Below are 25042 nucleotides of genomic sequence, written 5' to 3'. Positions count from 1 at the left end.
TAATCAAATATTTATATCATGAAAAAAGTTGTCATTTCAGGGGCATTAGCTATGTCCATACTATGCTCAAGCTGTTTAGGTTCTTTTAGTGCTTTTAATGGTTTAAAAGACTGGAATCAGGGGATTTCGGGAAACAAGTTTGTGAACAACCTTGTTTTTTGGGCATTGTGGATCGTACCGGTTTATGAAATATTCATGTTGGGAGATTTAATCATTTTCAACGTCATTGAGTTTTGGACGGGCTCCAACCCAATTGCAATGAAAGAAGGTGAAAAAGAGACCCAGGTTGTCGAAAAAGATGGAAACACTTATAAAATGACGGCAACTAAAAACAGAATGCAAATAGCCATTATAGCAGGTCCTAGAAAAGGGGAGAAAGTAGACTTGGTATACAAGCCGGACCAAAAATCGTGGAGTGCAATTAAGCCAAACGGCGAGGTTATCGAACTGGCTTCTTTTAAAGATGGTTTCTATGTGGTAAACCTTCCTAACGGAGAAAAAGTACAAATAGACCCAACAATGCCAAGAGATGAAGCGGTTGCTTACTTAAAAGAAAAGATAGCTTGCGATTATAGCGATGCTATGCTTGCTTTATCAGAAGAATAAATATTCATACCATATAATTTTAAAGAGAGGTAAAAGTAATGTTACCTCTTTTTTTTATTCTGTAATGGGTGTGTCAATACAGTGCTCCGGAATTCCATAGCCATCTACCAACGTGTTTACATGGGGCCTTAATTCCGTGCACAGGCGTTCCACACGTTTTCTTATGGCTTTGGACTTATTGCCGCTTATATACCCCCGTTCCAAATACCAACTTGCGTTTTCTTGAATCTCGCTTAAAGCAAACAGGGCCCCGATTTTCTTGAACAAAAATCGGTTTTTTTCATCTTCTATCGTATCGGCAAAATTGTTGAACCCTAAATAACACAATTCTTCTGCATAAGCACCTCCAAGTGCAACCAGATGCGTTTGTACTTTTAGGAAAGCCTGATAAGACGGCATGCCCTTTTTAATGTATTTCTGTATTCTGGAAGCCGCAGAAAAAGTGAGTCTCCGCCTTCTGTATTCCAATGCCTCTTTATGAAATTCGGGGTCGAATAGATGCTCTTTGTCAGTTTTATTAGTAAATATGGGGTTGAAGGTAGTCAATCGATCGGATAATTGCGCTCCAACATATTTTAAAACATCCATGAAACTGTCACTGTTAAATTCGGTCTTAAAATCGGTTAAAAGCCCCTTGGCCGCCAATTGTATCAGTACAGTGTTGTCTCCTTCAAAAGTGGTAAAAATATCGACATCGCCTTTTATGTTGGCGATTTTGTTTTCAAGCAAATATCCTTTTCCGCCACAAGCTTCCCTGCATTCCTGAATGGTTTGATTGGAAAACCATGTTATCCCGGCCTTAAGTGCTGCGGCCTGGGTCTCTATTTCCCTTCGTTCGTTTTCATTTGATACAGAATAATCTTCTATCAGTTTGGCCAAGGCAAAATGGTATACATATGTTTTTGCAATTGGTTTAATAAGCCTTAGCTGATGCGTTGGGTAATCCATGATTAAATCTTCCTGAAGCTTTTCGCTGCTGTTAAATTGCCTTCTTCTCAATGCATATTTAACGGCAATGGCCAATGCTTTTTTAGCGCCGCTCAGGGCGCCCTTGGCTACACAGATTCTTCCGCCTACCAAAGTGCCGAGCATGGTAAAAAAGCGTTTGTTGGGATTTTCAATAGGAGAAGTGTATACGCCATTTTCATTAATGTCTCCAAACTTGTTCAATAAATTTTCCCTTGGCACGGCAACGTTGCTAAACCATATTTTCCCATTGTCAACGCCATTCAAGCCAAGTTTATACCCATTGTCTTCAATACGTACTCCCGGCATTAAGGCTCCTTTTTTATCCCGGACAGGAACTAAAATAGCATGCACGCCATGATTGGTGCCATCTACAATAAGTTGTGCAAAAACGGTTGCCATGGTAGCGTGTAGTGCATTGCCAATATATTCTTTGTTATCGTCTTTTCCGGGGGTGTCTATTACAATACTGTCGGTTTCCTTAACATAAGTTGCGGTGGTTTTTACTCCGCGTACATTCGAGCCATGACGGGTCTCGGTCATGGCGAAACAGCCCAAAAGTGTAGCATTTCCGGCTTTTGTTAAATAGCTGTCGTGATGCTTTTTTGTTCCGAGGTTATAGATGCTCCCGCCAAAGAGCCCAAATTGTACACCAAATTTTATGGTAAGGCTCCCGTCAACATACATTAAATTTTCAAAAACACTGGCATAGGCCGGCATGTTGCCAATCCCGCCATATTCTGGACCATAGGCCATGGCACCATATCCTTCTTTTGCCAAGTTTTCGACCTGTGCGAGCACCTTGGTCCTAAAAATGTCTTTGTCCCTTATAATATTCCAATGAAAAGTGTCGCTGCTTATTTTCTTTCTAAACCGGTCCACCTCTTTAGCATAAGTCCCTTTGAACAAGATGTCAATTTCTTTAGCTGAATAAAAAGAAGACGAACTTACGGCCTCTATCTTTACGTTGAATAAATGGTGGTAATGGTTTGGCTGGATGCCCAAGTTAATTTCAATAAACTTTAGGCTTTCATCCACATTTTTAACACTTTGGCTGTTTAAAGCCATCCGCATGCTAAAATAGGTGAGCGGGTATGGATCGCTTTCCACAAGTTTTACTTCGGCTTCATCAATCATTTTCTTCCAGGTTACCATAATTTCATCCGAAGGGTTATTGGCATCGATCCAGCTTGTTAGCGAACGTTTTTCGTCTTGTGATAGTGTATCTTTGTCCAGCCCTTTTTTAAAAATGGATACCTCGGAAGGAGAAACAAGGTCATCCGACCAAATAACATATAAAAAAGGAATGTATTTTAAAACGTTTGTAGTGTATTCTGTAGTTTTCATTTAATGAAGGATTTAATGCCATTTTTAGGAGAAACAAATTACAAATTTTAAAAGAGAAAGGATGGATTTTAACCAATTTATAACTTGCAGGTGCATTCGTCGTTGATAGTTGCTTTTATTTTATCTTTGTAATCTATGAATGAATATTTAGACCCAACAGGCGAACATTTCTCACCTGAAGAAGTAGATATCGAAAAAGCGTTGAGGCCTTTGAGCTTTAATGATTTTGCAGGCCAGGAGCAGGTGCTGGAAAACTTAATTGTATTTGTCCAAGCGGCCAATTTAAGGTCGGAGGCCCTAGACCATACCTTGTTTCATGGTCCGCCGGGCCTGGGAAAGACCACTTTGGCGAATATCCTGGCCAACGAACTGGGTGTTGGCATAAAAGTAACCTCTGGCCCGGTACTGGACAAACCGGGCGACTTGGCGGGACTGCTTACCAATTTAGAAGAACGCGACGTACTTTTTATTGATGAAATTCATAGATTGAGCCCCATTGTAGAAGAATATTTGTATTCGGCCATGGAAGATTATAAAATAGATATCATGATTGAGAGTGGCCCTAATGCACGTACCGTACAGATTAACCTTAACCCGTTTACATTAATTGGGGCCACCACGCGTTCAGGTTTGTTAACAGCCCCTATGCGGGCACGGTTTGGCATTAGTAGCCGTTTGCAATATTATACAACCGAACTGTTAGCGGATATTGTTCAGCGGAGCGCACAAATTTTAAAGGTCCCCATCTCTATGGAAGCCGCTATTGAAATTGCCGGTCGTAGCCGCGGTACACCACGTATTGCTAATGCGCTATTGCGCAGGATTCGTGATTTTGCACAGATCAAGGGAAATGGAAACATCGATATGGAAATATCCCGATTTGGGTTGAAGGCGCTGAATGTAGATGCTTTTGGCTTGGATGAAATGGACAATAAAATTCTCACGACCATTATCGATAAATTTAAGGGTGGCCCTGTGGGGATTACCACGTTGGCAACAGCGGTGTCGGAAAGTGCAGAAACCATAGAAGAAGTATACGAGCCCTTTTTGATTCAGCAAGGTTTTATTATGCGGACCCCGCGAGGTAGGGAAGTAACCGAACTGGCTTATAAACACTTGGGAAGAAACAAAGGAGGGGTTCAAGGAGGTTTGTTTTAATGGCGAGAAAAGAAACATACACACAACTTATAAAAACCGAAGCTAAACACCTCGGTTTTTTGTCATGTGGAATCTCTAAAGCCGATTTTCTGGAAGAAGAAGCACCGAGACTTGAAGAATGGCTCCATAATAACATGCACGGGGAAATGCATTATATGGAAAACCATTTTGACAAAAGATTGGACCCGAGAAAACTGGTTGAAGGCTCAAAATCGGTTATTTCATTATTACTGAATTATTTCCCGGCAGAAACACAAAAAGACTCCAATGCCCCTAAAATTTCAAAATACGCCTACGGAACCGATTATCATTTTGTAATTAAAGACAAGTTGAAGCGGCTGCTACAATTTATGCAAGAAGAAATAGGAGAAGTTGGAGGAAGGGCTTTTGTAGATTCGGCACCGGTACTCGATAAGGCCTGGGCTGCCAAAAGCGGTCTGGGATGGATTGGGAAAAACAGTAATTTGCTATCCAAACAAGTAGGTTCTTTTTTCTTTATTGCCGAGTTGATTGTTGATATAGAATTGGAGTACGACATGCCCGTAACCGATCATTGCGGGAGCTGTACCGCATGTATTGACGCCTGCCCCACCGAAGCAATTACAGAACCCTATGTGGTAAATGGCAGTAAGTGCATTTCGTATTTTACCATTGAACTAAAAGATCAAATACCAAATGAGTTCTCCGGAAAGCTCGATAATTGGATGTTTGGCTGCGACGTTTGCCAAGACGTATGCCCATGGAACCGATTTTCCAAACCGCATAATGAACCGCTTTTTAGCCCACATCCGGAGTTGCTTTCCATGACCAAAAAGGACTGGGAAGAAATCACACAAGAAGTTTTTAGCGGAATATTTAAAAAATCGGCAGTCAAGCGCACTAAATTTTCTGGTTTAAAGCGAAATCTTGAGTTCTTGAAAGCCGGCAAGCCGCTAAATTCAAACTAAAACTTTTAATCGTTTCTTATTAGGGGTAATGTAAATATGTTTCAATTGCTTGTGCTGGGCTCCATGCCATATAAAAAAACAAAAAACATTTCACCTTCCAGATATCCTATTAGAGCAAGATTCTTATACCTTTGTAGTTTATTTATAAAGTTTCATTGAATGATTTTTTGAGACCTAATTTTATATATGAATGTTTGAAAGTTCCAATAGAAAAAACAAAAATATGAGTAAGGAAAGCCGAAGAAGGGAAGCCTTAGTATATCATGCAAAACCACAGCCCGGAAAGATAAAGATTGTTCCAACCAAACGCTATTCCACCCAACGCGATTTGGCATTGGCATATTCGCCCGGTGTGGCAGAACCTTGCCTGGAAATAGCAAAAGATACAGATAATGTATATAAATACACCACGAAGGGTAACTTGGTGGCGGTAATTACCAATGGAACAGCTGTTTTAGGGCTTGGTGATATAGGTCCAGAAGCCTCCAAGCCAGTAATGGAAGGAAAGGGTCTATTGTTTAAGATTTTTGCCGATATCGATGGAATAGATATTGAACTCGATACCAAGGACGTAGATAAATTTATTGAAACGGTAAAAACCATAGCACCAACTTTTGGAGGAATCAACTTAGAAGATATTAAAGCCCCAGAAGCTTTTGAAATTGAGCGCAGATTGAAAGAAGAACTGGACATTCCGGTGATGCACGACGATCAACATGGAACCGCCATCATTTCTGCTGCGGCCCTTTTAAATGCACTGGAACTGACCAAAAAGAAAATTGAAAAAGTAAAAATTGTTATCAGCGGTGCCGGTGCCGCGGCAGTTTCATGTACACGTTTATATAAAGCATTTGGTGCAAAAGCCGAAAATATTGTAATGCTCGACAGTAAAGGTGTAATTCGCAAAGATCGCGAAAATCTTTCAAAAGAGAAATTGGAATTTGCTTCCGATAGGAAAATAGATACACTGGAAGAAGCTATGAAAAATGCCGATGTGTTCATTGGCTTGTCAATAGCAAATATTGTATCGCCAAAAATGCTCGAATCCATGGCCAAAAACCCAATAGTTTTTGCGATGGCAAATCCAGATCCGGAAATAGATTACGAGCTGGCCATGAAAACCCGCAAGGACATTATTATGGCCACGGGAAGGTCCGATCATCCCAACCAGGTAAATAATGTGTTAGGTTTTCCGTTTATTTTTAGGGGCGCTCTGGATGTGCGCGCCACAAAAATAAACGAAGCCATGAAAATGGCTGCTGTAAAAGCCTTGGCAGAATTGGCCAAAGAAGCCGTTCCCGAACAAGTGAACATTGCTTATGGCGAAACCAAATTAAACTTTGGAAGGGAATATATTATACCAAAACCGTTCGACCCTAGATTAATTGCGGCCGTACCCCCGGCAGTAGCAAAAGCAGCCATAGAAAGTGGTGTGGCAAAAGCACCCATTGAAGATTGGGGGAAATATGAAGAAGAGTTATTACAACGTTTAGGAAACGATAATAAATTAGTACGATTACTGCACAGCCGGGCAAAAACCAACCCTAAAAAAGTGGTATTTGCAGAGGCAGACCATTTAGACATCCTCAAAGCGGCTCAAATAGTTCTGGAAGAAGGCATTGCAGAGCCGATACTTTTAGGCCATAGGGAAACCATAATCGAGTTGATGAACGAAATCGATTTTGAAGCCGATGTTACCATTATCGATACCAAAAATGACGATTGCAATGAGAGGAAAAATCAATACGCCGAAAAATACTGGCAAGCCAGAAAACGGCACGGTGTAACATTATATGATGCCCAGAAAAAAATGAGGGAACGCAACTATTTTGCGGCCATGATGGTTAACGAAGGCGATGCAGATTGCCTGATTTCGGGATATTCAAGGGCTTACCCAACTGTAGTTAGGCCTATGTTGGAACTTATAGGTAAGGCAAGTGGTGTAACAAAAGTAGCGGCCATGAACCTCATGATAACCGAACGCGGCCCCATGTTTTTGTCTGATACGTCCATTAATATAGACCCAACGGCCAAAGAACTTGCCAAAATTGCGCAGATGACTGCTACTGCTGCAAAAATGTTTGGTATCGAGCCAGTTATTGCAATGCTTTCATACGCAAATTTTGGATCTTCAAAAGACGAAAAGGCTACTAAGGTAGGAGATGCCGTAGCATATCTGCACCGTCATTATCCCGATATTATTGTGGATGGGGAACTGCAATCTGATTTTGCACTGAACAAAGAAATGCTTCAAAGTAAGTTTCCTTTTTCAAAATTGGCAGGAAAGAAGGTAAACACACTTATTTTCCCAAATCTGGATTCGGCCAACATCACCTATAAACTAATGAAGGAGCTTAATCAGGCCGATTCTATTGGCCCTATTCTATTGGGAATGAAAAAACCTGTCCATATTCTACAATTAGGGGCAGGAGTAGAAGAAATTGTAAACATGGCTGCGGTGGCAGTGGTAGATGCCCAAGAGAAAGAAAAAAAACAAAAAGCAATTTAGTAATTTTTTTTCTATATAAGATGGTTGATTAATGCTTCAAGTGTAAATAAATTTATTACATTTGAAGCATTAACGTTTTATTAAGAATGATTACACAAATTAGCGGAAGGCTTATTGAGAAAAACCCGACAGATGTGGTTGTCGAGTGCAATGGTGTTGGTTATGAGGTACATATCTCATTATATACCTATTCTAAAATAAGTTCTGATGAGAATATTAAACTGTATACACACCTTCTTATTAGAGAAGATTCTCATACGTTATTTGGTTTTTTTGATAAGGGAGAGCGAGAAATTTTTAGATTATTAATCTCTGTTTCCGGTATCGGGGCAAGCACTGCCAGAACAATGTTGAGTTCTTTGGAGCCACTTCAGGTAAGGGACGCCATAGCCTCTAATGATGTAGCTACTATTCAATCCATAAAAGGAATCGGGGCAAAAACAGCACAAAGAGTTATAATCGACTTGAAGGATAAAATCGTTAAAATATATAATATTGATGAAATTTTAACATCTGTTAACAATACTTATAAAGGTGAAGCGTTATCAGCATTAGAGGTTTTAGGTTTTTCCAGAAAACAAGCCGAAAAGGTGGTGGATAAAATTGTAAAAACCGACCCTAACCTAAGTGTTGAAGATATAATAAAAAATGCCCTTAAAAATTTGTAATTGGCTTGAAAACTACTACATGTCCTAAATTAATGAACAAGAGGCTTAAGGCTATTTTACTTTTATGTAGCTTGCTTATTAGCATAACCGCTTTTTCTCAAGAAGAATCAGAGCGACAGCAAGATTCTACTCAAAGTGGTGTTGCCCTAGGGAAAATAAAGCTTCAAGACCCGGAAAGTATTTCCTCAAAATATACCTACGATCCGGTAACCGATAAATATATTTTTACAGAAACCATTGGCGATTACGATATTTCGTACCCAGTAATTTTAACCCCGGAAGAATATGAGAAACTTGTTCTAAAAGAGCAAATGAAAGATTATTTCAAAGAAAAAATAGATGCAGTTTCCGGGAAAGAAGGTACAGAGGAGGCGCAAAAAAATTTGCTCCCCAGTTTTTATGTAAATTCAAATTTCTTCGAAAGTATTTTTGGCGGGAACACTATTGAGGTCATCCCTCAAGGTTCGGTAGCGATGGATTTGGGAGTGCGGTTTCAAAAAAATGACAACCCTGCATTATCCCCCAGAAACCGAAGCAACATCTCTTTTGATTTTGACCAAAGGATAAGCTTGAGCTTATTGGGTAAAGTGGGTACTCGGCTTTCCATTAATGCCAATTACGATACCGAAGCCACTTTCGATTTTCAAAACCTGATAAAACTGGAATATACTCCTAATGAAGACGACATTATCCAAAAAATTGAAGTAGGTAACGTTAGCATGCCATTAAACAGTACGCTAATCAATGGGGCTCAAAGTTTATTTGGGGTGAAAACCGAATTAAAATTTGGAAAGACAACCGTTACAGGTGTCTTTTCAGAGCAGCGATCGCAAAGCAGGAGCGTAACCGCACAAGGAGACGGAACAGTAAACGAATTTGAAATACTGGCACTTGATTACGACGAGGACAGGCACTTCTTTTTGTCTCAATTTTTTAGGGACCAATACGATCAGGCACTTGAAAGTTATCCGTTTATCCGTAGCCAAGTACAAATAACCCGAATAGAAGTATGGGTCACCAATAGGGCGCAACGCACCGATAATGTAAGGAATGTGGTTGCTTTGCAGGATTTGGGCGAGCCAACCCCAGAAAACACAAGAATTAATCAAAATGCCCCTCCAGGATTTTTTGGTACCGTAAACAACTTGCCCCGTAACGGTGCCAATGCATACGACCCTTTTAACATTGGTGGAGCCGGTTCTGCATTGACGCAATCAATAAGGGATATCGCAACGGTGCAGCAAGGATTTAACGTTCCCGGGTACAACCCTAGTCAGGGGTTTGATTACTCCATACTTGAGAATGCCAGAAAACTGGAATCGGGCAGGGAATACCAACTGGATACACAATTGGGGTATATTTCATTAAACCAGCGGCTTAGCAACGACGAGGTGCTGGCAGTGGCTTTTCAGTATACGTACCAAGGACAGGTTTATCAAGTGGGGGAATTTGCCAATGATGGGGTAAACGCCACAGAATTTGAAGAAAACAATGGTGTGGTGACACAGGTAAATCCGCAGGCATTGGTATTAAAAATGCTAAAAAGTAATATTACCAATGTTTCCGATCCTGTTTGGGACTTGATGATGAAAAATATATATTCTACAGGAGCCTTTCAACTTTCGCAAGAAGATTTTAGGCTTAACATCTTATATACAGACCCTTCGCCAATAAATTACATAACCCCGGTAGATGAAGCCACTTGGCCACAAGGTTTGGAAGAAAGAATATTATTGGACGTGTTTAATTTTGATCGGTTAAACGTATACAACGATCCGCAAAGTGGCGGCGATGGTTTTTTTGATTTTTTGCCGGGAATTACCGTAGACACACAAAATGGATTGATTAAGTTCACAAAAGTAGAGCCTTTCGGAGAATATTTATATGATGTGCTTGGAGACGACTCCAATTACGATGCCCCTAATTACACGCCAAATAACGATAACCAAGCTAAATATGTATACCGAAATATGTATAAACTTACCAAGGCTGCTTCTTTGGAAAATGCCGAGAAAAACAAGTTTGTACTTAAGGGACGATACAAGGCACAAAGCTCTGGCGGAATTCCATTGGGTGCATTTAATGTGCCAAGAGGGTCGGTACGGGTAACAGCTGGTGGTAGGGTGCTCCAAGAAGGAATAGATTATACGGTAAATTATCAAGCGGGAACGGTTCAAATTCTGGACGAAAGCCTTCGGGCATCCAATACACCCATTGAAGTCTCAGTAGAAAACAATGCCGTTTTTGGTCAGCAAACAAGAAGGTTCTCCGGTGTACACGTGGAGCATCAGTTTAACGAGAACTTTATGTTAGGGGGTACTTTTTTAAACATGAGCGAGCGACCGCTAACGCAAAAAGCCAATTTTGGAGTAGAGCCCGTTAACAATACTATTTTGGGAATAAACGGAAATTACTCCAAAGAAATCCCGTTTTTTACAAGATTGGTCAATAAATTGCCTAGTATCGATACCGATGTAGCATCAAACCTTTCCATAAGAGGGGATTTTGCATATTTAATTCCGGGTTCTCCAAAAAGTTCCGATTTCGATGGGGAAACCACTTCTTACCTAGACGATTTCGAAGGAGCTCAGGCGTTTATAGATATCCGGTCTTCATTGGCATGGACACTGGCGAGTGCGCCAATTGGTTATGGAGGAGAAATAGAAAACGATAATGTGGCATCAAGGGGAAAACGTGCTAAAATGGCCTGGTATACCATAGATCCTATTTTTTATAGCAACCAAAGACCAGGTGGCGTTACCGAAGACGATATATCAACAAACCAGACACGTCGTATTTTTATAGATGAAATTTTTCCACAACAAGATGTAGCACAAGGCCAAACCCTTGTTCAGCCTACTTTGGACATTGCTTATTACCCGGAAGAAAAAGGGCCGTATAACGATAATGGAAGTTTTGAAAGTTTGGCAGACCAAGACCGGTGGGGCGGTATTATGCGCTCGGTAAGCAGTACCAATTTTGAACAGTCTAATGTGGAATTTATCCAGTTTTGGATGCTCGACCCTTATTATCAAGATGGGCCATTGCCCGGGCAAGGCGGAGATTTGGTTTTCAATTTGGGAAATATAAATGAAGACATCCTCAAAGATGGTAGAAAACAATACGAAAATGGATTGCCTTTAGATAGTAATCCGGCTTTAGTGAACACGACCGAATTTGGTAAGGTGCCTTCAACACAATCGCTTGTATATGCTTTTGATGCCAATACTTCCAACAGAAATACACAAGATGCCGGTTTTGATGGATTACTCGATGCCGAAGAAGCTTCGTTTTATAACAACCCGGGGCCCGATCCTGCTTTGGATAATTATCAGTTTTACCTAGAGGCCACCGGAAGTATTTTAAATAGATATTACAATTATAACAATCCGCAAGGGAACTCTCCCGTACAGGTAGGAAACACAAACAGGGGCTCCACTACATTGCCCGATGTGGAAGATATAGACAGAGACCTAACCATGAATACCGTGGACAGCTATTTTCAATACCGTATTCCTATTCACCCCAACATACAGCGTACAGATACATATGTTACCGATATCCGTGAAGTTGATGTGGAAACGCCCAATAATGATAGCTATCGGGTTCGATGGATACAATTTAAAGTGCCAATTGATGAATATGAAGAAGCCATAGGCGGTATTACGGATATTCGATCCGTTAGCTTTATGAGAATGTTCCTAACTGGATTTAGCAACCCGGTAGTACTTCGTTTTGGTACCCTAGACCTTGTAAGAGGAGACTGGAGAAATTATTCAAGCAGCTTGCAGCCCGAAGACGATCCAGACCCGAATGACGATGGGACATTTGTGGATGTAAATACAGTGAACATTCAGGAAAACGAACAACGTGAGCCAATACCGTACAGATTACCTCCCGGTGTAGTTCGAGAACAACTAAACAATAATAATACCATCATCAGGCAAAACGAACAATCGCTGTCTTTTGCAGTGTGCGATTTGGAGACGGAAGATTCTAGGGGCGTTTTTAAAAACATTAATATTGATGTAAGGCAGTACAAACGTATTAAAATGTTTGTTCATGCCGAACAATACGAAACCACTCCGGTTAGTGATGGGGACTTGGTTGCCTTTTTAAGGTTGGGGACAGATTTTACCGAGAATTATTATCAGGTGGAGGTACCTTTGCAAATAACCCCGCCCGGAACAACCGATCCAGAAACCATTTGGCCGGATATAAACAACATCGACCTGCCCCTGTCCTTGCTTTCAAAAATAAAGGCGCAGGGAATAAACGATGGTACATTGCAGGATGTAACTTATTACGACGGAGACGGAAATGTAATTGATGAATTTGCGCCAAGGGAACTTGGGCAAATGCGTGTGGCAGTAAAAGGGAACCCGAGCCTTGGTAATATCCGTGCGGCAATGGTCGGGGTAAAAAACCCGAGCACCGTTGTGGGGGACAATGTCTGTGGAGAGGTTTGGTTTAACGAACTGCGCTTGGCAGAACTCGACAATAACGGTGGATGGGCCGCTGTTGCCGCAATGGATTTAAATTTAGCCGATTTTGCCAACATTTCCGCTACCGGAAACATGAGCACCTCCGGTTTTGGAAATATAGACCAGACTCCCAACGAACGCAGCCGGGAAGATGTAAGGGGATATGCACTTAATACCAATGTTAATCTAGGGCAGTTATTGCCAAAACAATGGGGGATTCAATTGCCCATGAATTATAGCGTTTCAGAAGAATTGATTACCCCTGAATTCGATCCGCTTTATCAGGATATAAAACTGGAAGATAGGCTTGATGCCGCAGAAACTCCGGAGCAGGAAGACCGCATAAGAAATCAATCGGAAGATTATACCAAAAGGAAAAGCATCAACTTTATTGGAGTAAGAAAAAACAGGGGTGCCGAACAAAAGCCCAAAGTATACGACATTGAAAACTTTACCTTGAATTTTGCATACAATCAGGTTGAACACCGGGATTTTGAGGTAGAAAACTTTAAAGACCAGAATGTCAGGACAGGTTTTCTGTACAATCATAATTTTCAGCCTGTGGAAGTGATTCCGTTAAAAAATGCAGATTCCGTTCTTAAAAGTAAATATTGGAATTGGTTAAAAGAATTCAATTTTAACCTATTGCCCACAAGCGTTTCCATAAATTCAAATTACACAAGAACGTTCAACCGTCAATCGTTCAGGCAGGTATTCGAAGCGGGCGACACGTCAGATTTTCTTAGCTTACCCGAGGTACAGCAACGAAACTATATGTTCGACTGGCAATATGCCGTAAATTACAACCTGACAAAATCACTTCAATTTAACTTTACAGCTTCCAACAACAGCATCATAAAAAATTATTTTGATGTTGACGAAAATGGCGATGAAGTGGTGAATCCCGATCTGGCCCTGTGGAACGATTTCTGGAACGTGGGAGACCCGAACAGGCATGCACAACAATTGCAGATAAATTACGACATTCCTTTTGACAAAATTCCATTCCTCAGCTTTTTAAGCGGAACCTATGCCTATACGGGAGATTTCGATTGGCAGCGGGGCAGCGACGTGCTTAATGACATAGCCGGAGAAAATTTAAATACCATTCAAAATGCAAATACCCATAACCTTAATGGGGCATTGACCATGGATAAACTATATAGCTATATTGGGTTGACCAGAAAAAGCGGCAATGGTGGGGAGCAGTCCTCAAGAGGGGCATTGCCTATAGCCGACCCCGATGGCAAGCCACAAGAGGAGGATAAGAAAGATAAGAAATACGGGGCTTACAACACATTTATCGATTTGGCAACCATGGTGAAACGTATTAATGTGAGTTACTCCAGCAACAGCGGAAAGGTATTGCCGGGATATACAGAATCTATTGGTTTCCTTGGAACATTGCGCCCATCTTGGGGGTTTGTTTTTGGTAGCCAGGCAGATGTTCGTTTTGCTGCGGCACAAAAAGGGTGGTTAACAACCTTTCCAGAGTTCAACCAGCAATATATGTCAAGAGAGGCCACGCAGTTAAATGTTTCGGCAAGTCTACAACCGTTTAAGGACTTGACAATCGATTTGGTGGCCGATCGGCAATATTCCGAATCGTATGCAGAGAATTATAAAATTGAAGATATAAATGCAGATGGAGTTTTGGATTATAATGCGCTTATTCAAAATCAGTACGGCGATTTTTCTATCTCCACCATTATGATAGGAACTGCTTTTGATGCAGCCAAAGAAGCATCATCAGAAACATTCGACAAGTTTAGTGAAAACAGGATAATCGTGGCGCAGCGTTTGGCAGGCGAAGCAGAAAACCCCAATGCGGCGGAATATCCCGAAGGTTACGGGCCAACCAATCAGGCTGTATTGTTGCCTGCTTTTTATGCAGCTTACACAGGGCAGAGTGCCAGCTCGGTTTCCTTGAAAGCTTTTAGAGATACTCCTTTACCCAACTGGACGGCCAAATATACAGGTTTAATGAGGTTGCAGTGGTTTAAGGATAATTTCAGGCGTTTTTCATTAGGCCACGGGTACCGTTCAAGCTATAGCATAAACAGTTTTAGGTCGAATCTAGATTATGGCCAAGGAAGCCAATTCGATCAGGCGGGGAATTATAAAAACGAAATTTTATATACCAACGTAACCCTGGTGGAACAGTTCAACCCACTATTACGAGTAGATTTTGAAATGAACAACTCGGTGAGCATTTTAGCAGAAATGAGAAAAGACAGGGCCCTGTCTTTGAGTTTCGATAACAACCTACTTACCGAAATGTCGGGCAAAGAATATGTGGTTGGATTGGGGTACAGAATTCCCGATCTCCGGTTTGTTACCAATATTGGCGGAAGACGAACCGTATTGAAAGGAGATTTAAATTTAAAGGCAGACCTGTCGCTCAGGGATAACATAACCGTTATACGGAACCTCGATATAAACACCAACCAGGTCACTGCCGGGCAGAACATTTGGGCATTGAAGTTTACGGCAGATTATGCCTTGACCAAGAATTTAACAACCCTGTTCTTTTACGACCATACGTTTTCAGAGTTCAAGGTTTCTACGGCATTTCCACAAACCACTATCCGTACAGGATTTACCCTGCGATATAATTTTGGAAATTAACACCTTTTCTGTTTGAAATCAATCCTATAAAGAATTACATTTGTCCAGCTAATAAATTAATCTTTTATATCTTATGAATATTCCTTCAGAATTAAAATACACAAAAGACCACGAATGGGTTAAGATCGAAGGGGATGTAGCAACTGTAGGCGTTACGGACTTTGCGCAAAGCGAATTGGGAGATATTGTTTACGTAGAAGTGGAAACCGTTGACGAGACCCTTGAAAGAGAAGAGGTTTTCGGTACCGTAGAAGCAGTAAAAACCGTTTCAGACCTGTTTTTGCCCCTTTCTGGCGAAATAACCGAGTTCAATGAATCTCTTGAAGACGAACCTGAAAAAGTAAATACCGATCCTTACGGTGAAGGATGGATGATAAAAATTAAAATTTCCGATACATCAGAAATAGACGATTTGTTAAGCGATGCCGATTATAAAGAACTTGTTGGCACTTCATAAAAACACATATCTTTTTTTGGCCGTAAGCTGGCTATGCCTCATTACTTTGGCAAGTTTGGTTTCTGTTAAGATTGTACAGGAAGTAGAACATGGAATGGAAGTCCCGGATAAATTGGTGCACGGGGTTTTTTACTTTGTGAACACCCTGCTTTTTTTCCTCTATTTTAATAAAAGCCAAATTAAAAATGCCATCGTTAAAGTTTCGCTGTTTTCTTTTGTATATGGTATAATTATTGAGGTATTACAATATGTGCTTCCATATGAAAGATCTTTCGATTTGAAAGATATTATAGCAAATTCAATGGGAATTTTAATAGCTATCTTTTTGATAAAGTACGCTTTAATCACCAGATTGCGTTAAAAAGGGAAATTAAATTGGAAATTATCTAAATAAATAATTAAATTAGCAAACAAATAAATAGATTATGGAACCTAAAAAGAATCCAAAAGCCGATTTAACTCGTAATAGCGGTTTATACTTCGCTATAGGGTTGGCTTTGATTTCATTTCTAACTTGGCGAGCTATCGAGTGGAAAAAGTACGATAAAGTTGAGGCTTTTAATTATACACTGGATGTAGATGATCAGTTAGAGGAAGAAGTGCCTTTAACCGAACAAATTAAAACCCCACCACCTCCACCACCACCAGCTGCGCCAGAAGTTATTGAAGTGGTTGAAGATGAAGAAGAAGTTGAAGAGACTGTAATTGAGTCAACCGAAACATCACAAGAAGAAGAAATCGTTGAGGTTGAAGAAATTGAAGAAGTAGAAGAACCGGTAGATGTAGATGTGCCATTTACGGTAATTGAAGATAAACCAATGTTCGAAGAGTGTAAAGGGGTGCCAAAAGCTCAGCAGTTTGCCTGTTTTAAGGAAAACCTTGATAAGCACGTAAGAAAAACATTTAAATACCCCGAAATGGCTCAAGAAATGGGTATTCAAGGAAGGGTATATGTAAATTTCCGTATCAATAAAGATGGTACCATTACCATTCTTAACACAAGGGCTCCGGACAAATCTTTGGATGAAGAGGCAAGGCGTATTATTAATAAATTGCCTAAACTTATTCCTGGTAAACAACGTGGAAGGCCTACACCGGTAACTTTTGCATATCCAATTGTGTTTAAATTGAATTAATAAGAAAACTCCTTATTATATACAAAGCCTGGGCATTTGCCCGGGCTTTTTTTGTTTGGTACGCTTGTTGAGAATGTTTAAGAGAACATTAACATTTAAATCAATGAGTTATGAAAAACTTTAAACCATTTAAGCAAAAGAGTGCTTCCGCACCAAATCAGTCAAGAACAACGAAAAAAGATTTTTCTATTAAAGGAGGAGTCTTTAGGTTTCAAATCGGCCTCGTAATCGGGCTGGCCGTATGTTATGCTTTAATCGAATCGGCCTTTGCGGTACCAAACATCCCCGTAAATAACCCCAAGACAGTCCTGGAAGATGATAAAGTGTATGTAATGCCCGATTTCGAGATAGAAGAGGTCAAGAACAAAAAGATAAACAATGAACCTGTTGCAAAGTCACAAGTTACCGATGAAGTAAAAGTGGTTGATAACGATACCAAAGTAGAGGCAAAAAAAGAATTTATAAATAAAACCGATGCCGTAGAAGTTGATGTAGACGATATCGTGGTTCCTACAATAGAAGAAGACCCGGGGCCAATTTCAATTGTATCTGTAGAGTTTGTGCCAGTATACCCGGGATGCGAATCTTTGGCTTCTAATGATGAAAAAAGAGAATGCATGAGCGAAAAAATAAATAGAATTGTTCAAAAAAACTTTAATACTTCAATTGCTTCCGATTATGGTTTAAGCGGAAGACTTCGTATTGACGTACAGTTTAAAATAGATAAACAAGGCAACGTATCCGATGTAAAGGTAAGGGCGCCCCATCCATCATTAGAGCATGAAGCAGAAAGAGTGACCAAACTGATACCGCAAATGAAACCCGGAAAGCAAGGAAATAAAGAAGTAGAGGTGGTGTTTTTAAAACCGATAATTTTTAAAGTAGAGTAATTCCTTAAATCATTGCATAAAAAGCTTTTGTGAGTTATCTTTGCACCCGATTTAGAAAGGATAGATGAAAACCGTATTGGATACAACTACAAAAACAAAACCGCTTTCCCTGATATTTGATGATTTTAAACAAATTACCAAAGCGGGACTTGCGTTTAGCGTTGTTTTTTCCTCTATTGCCGGCTATTTATTGGGTGCAGATAATTTTAGCCTAAAAATATTGTTGCTACTGGTCTTTGGCGGTTACTTTATGGTCGGGGCTTCCAATGCATTCAATCAATTAATAGAAAAAGATTTGGATGCACTTATGAAGCGTACCCAAAACAGGCCTATCCCATCAGGAAGAATGTCGGTAAATACAGCTTTTTCCATAGCGGTGGTTTTTACCATTTTAGGTGTAATAACATTGTATATAGTCAACCCTAAAACGGCCATGTTTGGCGCCATTTCCATATTTTTATACACCTGTGTCTATACGCCGTTAAAGACCAAAACCCCCTTGGCGGTTTTTGTAGGGGCATTTCCGGGCGCCATCCCTTTTATGTTGGGCTGGGTAGCGGCAACAAATGATTTTGGAATAGAACCCGGGACTTTGTTCATGATACAGTTTTTTTGGCAGTTCCCCCATTTTTGGGCAATTGGCTGGATGCTGGATGAAGATTACAACAGAGCAGGTTTTAAAATGTTGCCAACCGGAAAAAAAGATAAGGCCACGGCACTGCAAATAATAATGTATACTATCTGGATGATATTGGCTTCCGTGTTTCCGGTAACGGGGCTTACGGGAAAATTGGATCTTTCTATTTTTGCGGCAGTCATCATTTTTGTCATGGGTATAGGGATGTTGTATTTTGCATTCAAATTATATCATAAAAGAGACAATAAAACAGCAAGGGCACTAATGTTGGCAAGCGTAAGCTATATTTCGCTCATGCAAATTGTATATGTACTAGATAAATTTATAAGTTGATGGATTTAACCCAAGGAAGTAACGAACTGAAGAACGCCAGAGCAAAAAAAATGATGCTTTGGTTCGGGATGATAAGTATAGCAATGATGTTCGCGGGCCTAACAAGTGCGTATGTTGTAAGTAAATCAAGGCCTGATTGGGTTTCTGAAATAGAAATACCCGTTGCCTTTGTTATAAGTACCGTTGCTATTGTAATAAGTAGCATAACCTTTTACCTTTCAAAAAAAGCCATTGAAAAAAGCGATAGAAAAGCGGCAACCTTGTTATTGTTAACCACCTTTGTGTTAGGGTTGTTGTTTGTTTTTTTTCAATTTCAAGGTTTTTCACAAATAGTAGATGCCGGTTATTATTTCACCGGAAGCGAAAGTACCATTACCACATCTTTCCTGTATGCCATTGTCTTTTCGCATTTAGTGCACGTATTTGCTGGTTTATTGGTGCTTGTGGTAGTAATTTATAATCATTTTAAAGAAAAGTATAAACCGGGGCAAACCCTTGGTTTAGAACTTGGTGCGATGTTTTGGCACTTTTTAGACTTTTTGTGGGTATATTTGATTTTATTTTTCTATTTCTTTAGATAAATAAAAAACGTAAATTTGACAAATTTTAAAATAAGAATACTTTAACATTTATGGAAGCTACTGTTACTACAGGTTCTGAAGAAAAAGTTTGGAGTGGGGGAAACGAACCACTTGGCGCAAGTTATGGTAAAATGATGATGTGGTTTTTTATCGTATCCGATGCGTTGACTTTTTCTGGTTTTTTAGCCGCTTACGGTTTTTCAAGATACAAGTTTATAGAAACTTGGCCAATTGCCGATGAAGTGTTTACACACTTTCCGTTTTTACACGGTGTTGACGCCCCAATGTATTATGTGGCGTTTATGACATTTATCTTAATATTTTCATCTGTTACCATGGTATTGGCAGTAGATGCAGGTCACCATTTAAAGAAAAACAAGGTTATTTGGTACATGTTTGCAACCATTATAGGTGGTTTAATATTCGTAGGCTCTCAGGCTTGGGAATGGAAAAACTTTATCAAAGGCGAGTATGGTGCAGTAGAGTTAAGATCGGGCAGGATACTTCAGTTTCTAGATGCAACCACGGGAGAACGCGTGGCTTTGGCAGATTTTGCAAAACCATTGCATGGCGAAAGGGTTACCCAGCATTCCAACGAAGGAGTATGGTATGAGTCTGAAACCACATTGTCTTCTTTTTCGGTTGAAGAAGTAGTAGCCGGTTTTGAAGCAAATAAAAATATTGTTGCCAGAACTGAACAATCTGACGAGCATGGCAAAAAAATAATACTTTCGAGAGAGCAAACCGCAGAACGCCTTTCTCAAGCAACATTGGTTGTAGAAGGTGCAAATTTAGTCCATAACGAATATGGAAATCGCTTATTTGCAGACTTCTTCTTCTTTATTACAGGGTTTCACGGATTCCATGTATTCTCTGGGGTAATTATCAATATCATTATCTTTATCAATGTTATTTTAGGAACATACGAAAGAAGAAAAAGTTACGAAATGGTAGAAAAAGTAGGTCTGTACTGGCACTTTGTAGACCTTGTATGGGTATTTGTATTTACCTTCTTTTACCTTGTATAAATTATTTAGTTAAAAAAAATGGCACACGCACACGAATCAAATACAAAAAGAATCTGGACAGTTTTTGGAATTATGTCCGTTATTACAATTGTAGAAGTTATTTTAGGTATTGTACGTCCCGAATTTTTAGAAGGCCATGTGCTGGGGATGAAAATGCTCAACTGGATTTTCATCATCCTAACCTTGGTAAAAGCATATTACATTGCATGGGCCTTTATGCACCTTGAAGGAGAAAAGGGAAGTTTTAGGTGGTCTATTGTATTGCCACTTTTAATCTTAATTCCGTATCTGGCATTTATCTTGCTCGTGGAAGGAAATTATATCCACGATGTATACCATGACGGCTTTGTAAGTTGGGATTTTTAATACTTTAACAATACAAATAAGGCGGTTTTAAACCGTCTTTTTTATTTTTGCACCAGTTTTAAACATACTACTGCCAGATGAAGAAATATATTGTTCTTGGAGTGCTTTTTATACTTCCTATAGTTGTTTACCTTTTTTTTGCTTCGGGCGTGAATAATTTTGGGAAATTGCCAGTTCTTCAACAAAAAGTAGAAAATATAGGGTATCTAAAAGACTCTGAAGGAGAGGCGGTCGATTTTAAAGGGAATATCACTGTTTTGGGCTTTCTTGGCAAAAAAATTGAAAGTAAAAAATTAAATGCCTTTAATTTAAACCAAAAAATATACAAAAGATTCAATGGTTTTAAAGACTTTCAGTTTATAACATTGGTCCCAGCTGGTACAGAAGAACAGGTGCAAGCTTTAAAAAATGAACTTAGCCCGTTGGCAAATGTATCTAATTGGCATTTTGTATTTGCATCAGAAGAAAAAATAGAATCTGTTTTCAAAAGTTTGCAAACCCCTTATTCTTTAGATGAAAACCTTTATACACCTTATGTCTTTATAATTGATAAAGATGTAGCCCTTAGGGGTCGCTTAAAAGATGATGATGCCAAAAAAGAATTGTTTGGCTACGATGCAACTTCTGTAGCGGTAATCAATAATAAAATGATTGACGATATTAAGGTGTTGCTGGCAGAATATAGATTGGCACTTAAGAATAATGGAAGTCCGTCAAAAAGGGGCTCATATTTAAAATACAATCAAGATGAAGAATAAATCGTACATACTTATAGGCTTTGTAATTCTGGTCTTCGGAATTATTTTTATTCCTGAAATTGTAAACAGGATAAAAACCGGAACGGTGGTAGATGGGGATAGGCATTCGGTAGGCATGAAAAAAGCAAATGCCGAAGACTTGCTTACCATGGGTAAAGTACCTTCTTTTAAATTCATAGATCAACATAAAGACACCATAACCAACGAAGATTATAAAGGGAAAGTATATGTGGTTGAGTTTTTCTTTACAACCTGCCCTTCCATATGCCCTATTATGAACGCTAATATGGTAAAACTTCAAAATAAATTTAAAAATCAAGAAGACTTTGCTATTGCTTCATTTACAATTAACCCAGAAAACGATACGCCCGAGGTATTAAAAGAATATGCCGACAGGTATGGGGTAACCAATCCAAATTGGCACATGATGACCGGGGATATGACCAAAATTTATGCACTTTCCAATACAGGGTTTAACCTTTTTGCCGGTCAGGATGAAAGTGTTAACGGAGGGTTCGAGCATTCGGGGCTTTTTGCATTAATTGACAGAAAGGGCAACATCCGTTCAAGAGCCGACGAGTTTGGAAATCCTATAGTGTATTACGACGGAACTACCGATGAAGGGGTAAAAATGATTGAACAGGATATAGAAGCATTACTAAAAAGCAAATAAAAATGGAGCCGAACGTATCTGTAGAGAAAAAGTATAATAAATGGATAATTGTATTGTCTATTGCTATTCCATTGGCTGTGGCCGTTTTGTTCGGCATTAAAATACCCGATGTAGAGCCTTTATCTTTCCTGCCACCAATCTATGCTTCAATTAATGGGGTAACAGCCATTGTTTTGGTTTTGGCCGTGGTGGCCATAAAAAACGGGAACAGGAAGCTGCACGAGCGCCTAATGAAGCTTTGTATAGCATTTTCCATTGCTTTCTTGGTAATGTATGTGGCCTATCATATGACTTCCAATTCTACTCCATATGGCGGGGAAGGCGCTGTTAAATATGTATATTACTTTATATTGATAACCCATATTTTATTGTCCATAGGTATTATCCCGCTGGTATTGATAACCTATGTTAGGGCTTTGTCGCAACGTTATGACAAGCATAGAAAAATAGCAAAAATAACTTTTCCGTTGTGGCTTTATGTCGCTGTTACAGGTGTAGTTGTTTATCTTATGATATCTCCATATTATGTGTACTAAGGTTCAGCTAAAAAATATAAAAACAATAATACTTATCGTTCTTCTGCTGAGCATGCCAAGCTTGAGCCATGCCCAATGTGCTATGTGCAGGGCGGTACTGGAAACGGGTGGCGGAAAAGAAGTGGCAGAAGGCATTAACAATGGTATTGTGTATTTAATGGCGGTACCGTATGTTTTAATAGCTGTGCTGGGCTATTTTATCTTTAAAAGGATGAAGTAACAAGTAAAAATCCCCATTTAAGACACCTAATCGTATTGGTGTGTTAAATTTTAACAATTATTTTACATTTATTTCGTAACAAATTAATTCTTTAGGAGTCTTATTGATGTAAGCTTGTGTGAAAAGCAGGGTTACTTTAATGTTTTCATTGCAATATGTAATGTAGTACCTAAGAAAACCTAACCATCATGATTGAAATAAAAGACCTTCACAAGTCTTATCACATGGGCAGTAACTCGCTTCACGTGCTAAAAGGTATTAACTTCTCTGTAAAAGAAGGTGAACTTGTGGCGATTATGGGCTCCTCGGGATCTGGAAAATCAACATTGCTTAATATTTTGGGCATGTTGGACAATCTTGACGAAGGCGAATACCTTCTTGATGGTGTGCCCATTAAAAATCTTAGCGAGACAAAAGCTGCAAATTACCGAAATAAATTTCTCGGCTTTATTTTTCAATCTTTCAATCTAATTAATTATAAATCTGCTTGGGAAAATGTGGCACTCCCACTTTATTACCAAGGGGTCAATAGAAAAGAAAGAAAGGAGCGTGCCGTAAAACATTTGGAATCTGTTGGACTGGGGCCTTGGATAGACCATTTGCCCAGTGAACTTTCTGGTGGGCAAAAACAAAGAGTTGCCATTGCGCGAGCATTGGCAGCAGAACCAAAAGTAATGCTTGCCGATGAACCAACCGGGGCATTGGACAGTAAAACATCGTATGAAGTAATGGACCTTATCCAGAAAATCAACGATGAGGGCAAGACCATTTTAGTGGTTACCCATGAAGAAGACATTGCCAATATGTGCAAACGTATTGTACACTTAAAAGATGGTGTAATAATGGAAGATACATTAGTCAATCAAGTAAGAGCTTCAGCACATGTTCAGTAGGGATCTCTGGTCAGAAATATTTCACAGTATCAAGAACAATAAACTCCGTACTTTCCTTACGGGATTTTCCGTAGCATGGGGTATTTTTATATTGGTGCTTTTGCTGGCTTCGGTAGATGGAATGAAAAACGGTTTTACCAAACAGTTTAATGACGATGCCACCAACTCTATCTTTATTTATCCGGGAGCGACCACAAAGCCTTATGGTGGTTTTGAAGCTGGAAGAAGGATACAATTCGACAATGAAGACCTGGATTATATAAAACAAAGCTTTAAGGGATATTATGAGTACATCACACCTAGATTTACCAAAAGCGTAACGGCTAGGTATGGAAATGAAACAGGCACCTACTCCGCACGTTCTGTAAACCCCGATCATCAAAAAATAGAACGAACCCTAATAAACAATGGACGCTACATTAATGAAAACGACATTAAAAATACCTTAAAAGTAGTTGTAATAGGTAAAGTAGTAGCCGATGAATTATTTAAGGATGAAGACCCGGTAGGACAAAACCTTATTTTAAACGAGCTTTCTTATAAGGTTATAGGTGTTTTTTCAGACGATGGAAACGAACGGGAAGAAAGAAACATGTACGTGCCGGTATCAACATTTCAACGTTTGTACGGAAATACCAATCAAATAGATGAAATAGCATTGACATACAACCCGGAATTTAATTTTGCCGAGGCCATTAATTTTTCAGATAACCTTGAAGAAGTTTTAAAAAGAAGGTTAATGATAGACCCCGACGATCAAGGGGCACTATACATGAATAATTATGCCGAGGGTTTTTCTGATGTTTCCAACTTTACAACCATGCTTTCAGTAATAAGTATCGGTATTGGAATGCTTATTTTAATTGCGGGGATTGTAGGAATTGGCAACATTTTAGTTTTCATCATTAAAGAGCGAACTAAAGAAATAGGGGTGCGAAAGGCATTGGGCGCTAAACCTTTTGATGTAATTAAACTTGTTTTACTGGAATCGGTATTTATTACATCGATTTCCGGTTTAATCGGGATGATTTTTGCCATGGGGGTCGTTGCGGCCATTTCGCCTATTGTAGATGCACCGGCATTTTCAAACCCTTCTGTAGATACGGTAACGGTAATTACTTCTACCATTGTATTAATAGTAGCAGGATTGTTGGCGGGATTAATACCGGCCATTAAGGCGGCCAAAGTTAAACCAATTGTAGCACTAAGAGCAGACTAAAC

Annotated in this window: 21 protein-coding genes; 20 read left to right on the top strand and 1 reads right to left on the bottom strand. The window is 39.5% G+C overall.

Annotated elements, in window-relative coordinates:
- Positions 1–18 precede the first annotated feature (18 nt).
- Complete coding sequence (locus PSF86_RS09295; protein ID WP_277899800.1) at positions 19–606, top strand: DUF3332 domain-containing protein; 588 nt, start codon at positions 19–21, stop codon at positions 604–606.
- 54 nt (positions 607–660) lie between these two features.
- On the opposite strand, the gene PSF86_RS09290 is transcribed toward PSF86_RS09295, so the two are convergent.
- Positions 661–2919, bottom strand: coding sequence for an acyl-CoA dehydrogenase family protein (locus PSF86_RS09290; RefSeq protein ID WP_277899799.1), 2259 nt, complete (start codon positions 2917–2919; stop codon positions 661–663).
- A gap of 135 nt (positions 2920–3054) precedes the next feature.
- Between PSF86_RS09290 and ruvB the strand changes: the two genes are divergently transcribed.
- The 19 genes from ruvB to PSF86_RS09195 all read left to right on the top strand — a co-directional run bounded on the left by ruvB (position 3055) and on the right by PSF86_RS09195 (position 25040).
- Entirely contained in the window at positions 3055–4077 is a 1023-nt protein-coding gene (ruvB, locus tag PSF86_RS09285) for a Holliday junction branch migration DNA helicase RuvB (RefSeq protein WP_277899798.1), read from the top strand.
- On the top strand, positions 4077–5024 hold the full coding sequence (gene queG, locus PSF86_RS09280; RefSeq protein ID WP_277899797.1) for a tRNA epoxyqueuosine(34) reductase QueG: 948 nt from the start codon (positions 4077–4079) through the stop codon (positions 5022–5024). The genes ruvB and queG overlap by 1 nt, the downstream gene beginning before the upstream one ends.
- 223 nt (positions 5025–5247) lie before the next feature.
- On the top strand, positions 5248–7533 hold the full coding sequence (locus PSF86_RS09275; RefSeq protein WP_277899796.1) for an NADP-dependent malic enzyme: 2286 nt from the start codon (positions 5248–5250) through the stop codon (positions 7531–7533).
- An 86-nt stretch (positions 7534–7619) separates the two neighbouring features.
- Positions 7620–8201 (top strand): Holliday junction branch migration protein RuvA, encoded by a 582-nt coding sequence (gene ruvA, locus PSF86_RS09270; RefSeq protein WP_277899795.1) that lies wholly within the window; start codon positions 7620–7622, stop codon positions 8199–8201.
- A gap of 5 nt (positions 8202–8206) precedes the next feature.
- The gene (gene sov, locus PSF86_RS09265) at positions 8207–15313 is read left to right on the top strand and encodes a T9SS outer membrane translocon Sov/SprA (RefSeq protein WP_277899794.1); all 7107 of its coding nucleotides are present in this window, start codon (positions 8207–8209) and stop codon (positions 15311–15313) included.
- Positions 15314–15386: 73 nt separating this feature from the next.
- The gene (gene gcvH / locus PSF86_RS09260; protein ID WP_277899793.1) at positions 15387–15770 is read left to right on the top strand and encodes a glycine cleavage system protein GcvH; all 384 of its coding nucleotides are present in this window, start codon (positions 15387–15389) and stop codon (positions 15768–15770) included.
- Positions 15736–16131, top strand: coding sequence for a VanZ family protein (locus PSF86_RS09255; RefSeq protein WP_277899792.1), 396 nt, complete (start codon positions 15736–15738; stop codon positions 16129–16131). Before gcvH ends, PSF86_RS09255 begins: the two co-directional genes overlap by 35 nt.
- A gap of 64 nt (positions 16132–16195) precedes the next feature.
- Positions 16196–16906, top strand: a complete 711-nt coding sequence (locus PSF86_RS09250; RefSeq protein WP_277899791.1) for an energy transducer TonB — start codon at positions 16196–16198, stop codon at positions 16904–16906.
- 110 nt (positions 16907–17016) lie between these two features.
- A complete protein-coding gene (locus PSF86_RS09245) occupies positions 17017–17796 on the top strand; it encodes an energy transducer TonB (protein ID WP_277899790.1) in 780 nt (259 codons plus the stop codon).
- A 64-nt stretch (positions 17797–17860) separates the two neighbouring features.
- Positions 17861–18766, top strand: a complete 906-nt coding sequence (gene cyoE, locus PSF86_RS09240; protein ID WP_277899789.1) for a heme o synthase — start codon at positions 17861–17863, stop codon at positions 18764–18766.
- Positions 18766–19347 carry a cytochrome c oxidase subunit 3 gene (locus PSF86_RS09235; protein ID WP_277899788.1) on the top strand — a complete coding sequence of 194 codons (582 nt, stop codon included), beginning with the start codon at positions 18766–18768 and terminating at the stop codon, positions 19345–19347. The genes cyoE and PSF86_RS09235 overlap by 1 nt, the downstream gene beginning before the upstream one ends.
- Before the next feature lie 50 nt (positions 19348–19397).
- Positions 19398–20375, top strand: a complete 978-nt coding sequence (locus PSF86_RS09230) for a cytochrome c oxidase subunit 3 (protein WP_277899787.1) — start codon at positions 19398–19400, stop codon at positions 20373–20375.
- An 18-nt stretch (positions 20376–20393) separates the two neighbouring features.
- A complete protein-coding gene (locus PSF86_RS09225) occupies positions 20394–20741 on the top strand; it encodes a cytochrome C oxidase subunit IV family protein (RefSeq protein WP_277899786.1) in 348 nt (115 codons plus the stop codon).
- 77 nt (positions 20742–20818) lie between these two features.
- Complete coding sequence (locus PSF86_RS09220; RefSeq protein WP_277899785.1) at positions 20819–21499, top strand: hypothetical protein; 681 nt, start codon at positions 20819–20821, stop codon at positions 21497–21499.
- A complete protein-coding gene (locus PSF86_RS09215; protein ID WP_277899784.1) occupies positions 21489–22172 on the top strand; it encodes an SCO family protein in 684 nt (227 codons plus the stop codon). The genes PSF86_RS09220 and PSF86_RS09215 overlap by 11 nt, the downstream gene beginning before the upstream one ends.
- A gap of 2 nt (positions 22173–22174) precedes the next feature.
- Positions 22175–22708: a DUF420 domain-containing protein gene (locus PSF86_RS09210; RefSeq protein WP_277899783.1), complete on the top strand. Its 534-nt coding sequence runs from the start codon at positions 22175–22177 to the stop codon at positions 22706–22708.
- Entirely contained in the window at positions 22698–22928 is a 231-nt protein-coding gene (locus PSF86_RS09205; RefSeq protein ID WP_277899782.1) for a hypothetical protein, read from the top strand. Before PSF86_RS09210 ends, PSF86_RS09205 begins: the two co-directional genes overlap by 11 nt.
- Before the next feature lie 188 nt (positions 22929–23116).
- Positions 23117–23821, top strand: a complete 705-nt coding sequence (locus PSF86_RS09200) for an ABC transporter ATP-binding protein (protein WP_277899781.1) — start codon at positions 23117–23119, stop codon at positions 23819–23821.
- A complete protein-coding gene (locus tag PSF86_RS09195) occupies positions 23811–25040 on the top strand; it encodes an ABC transporter permease (protein WP_277899780.1) in 1230 nt (409 codons plus the stop codon). Before PSF86_RS09200 ends, PSF86_RS09195 begins: the two co-directional genes overlap by 11 nt.
- The last annotated feature ends 2 nt before the right edge of the window (positions 25041–25042 follow it).

The organism is Galbibacter pacificus, from assembly GCF_029603165.1.
GTDB lineage: Bacteria > Bacteroidota > Bacteroidia > Flavobacteriales > Flavobacteriaceae > Galbibacter > Galbibacter pacificus.
The sequence above is the reverse complement of the archived record's forward strand: the minus strand, read 5'-3'. Positions and strand labels throughout refer to the sequence as shown.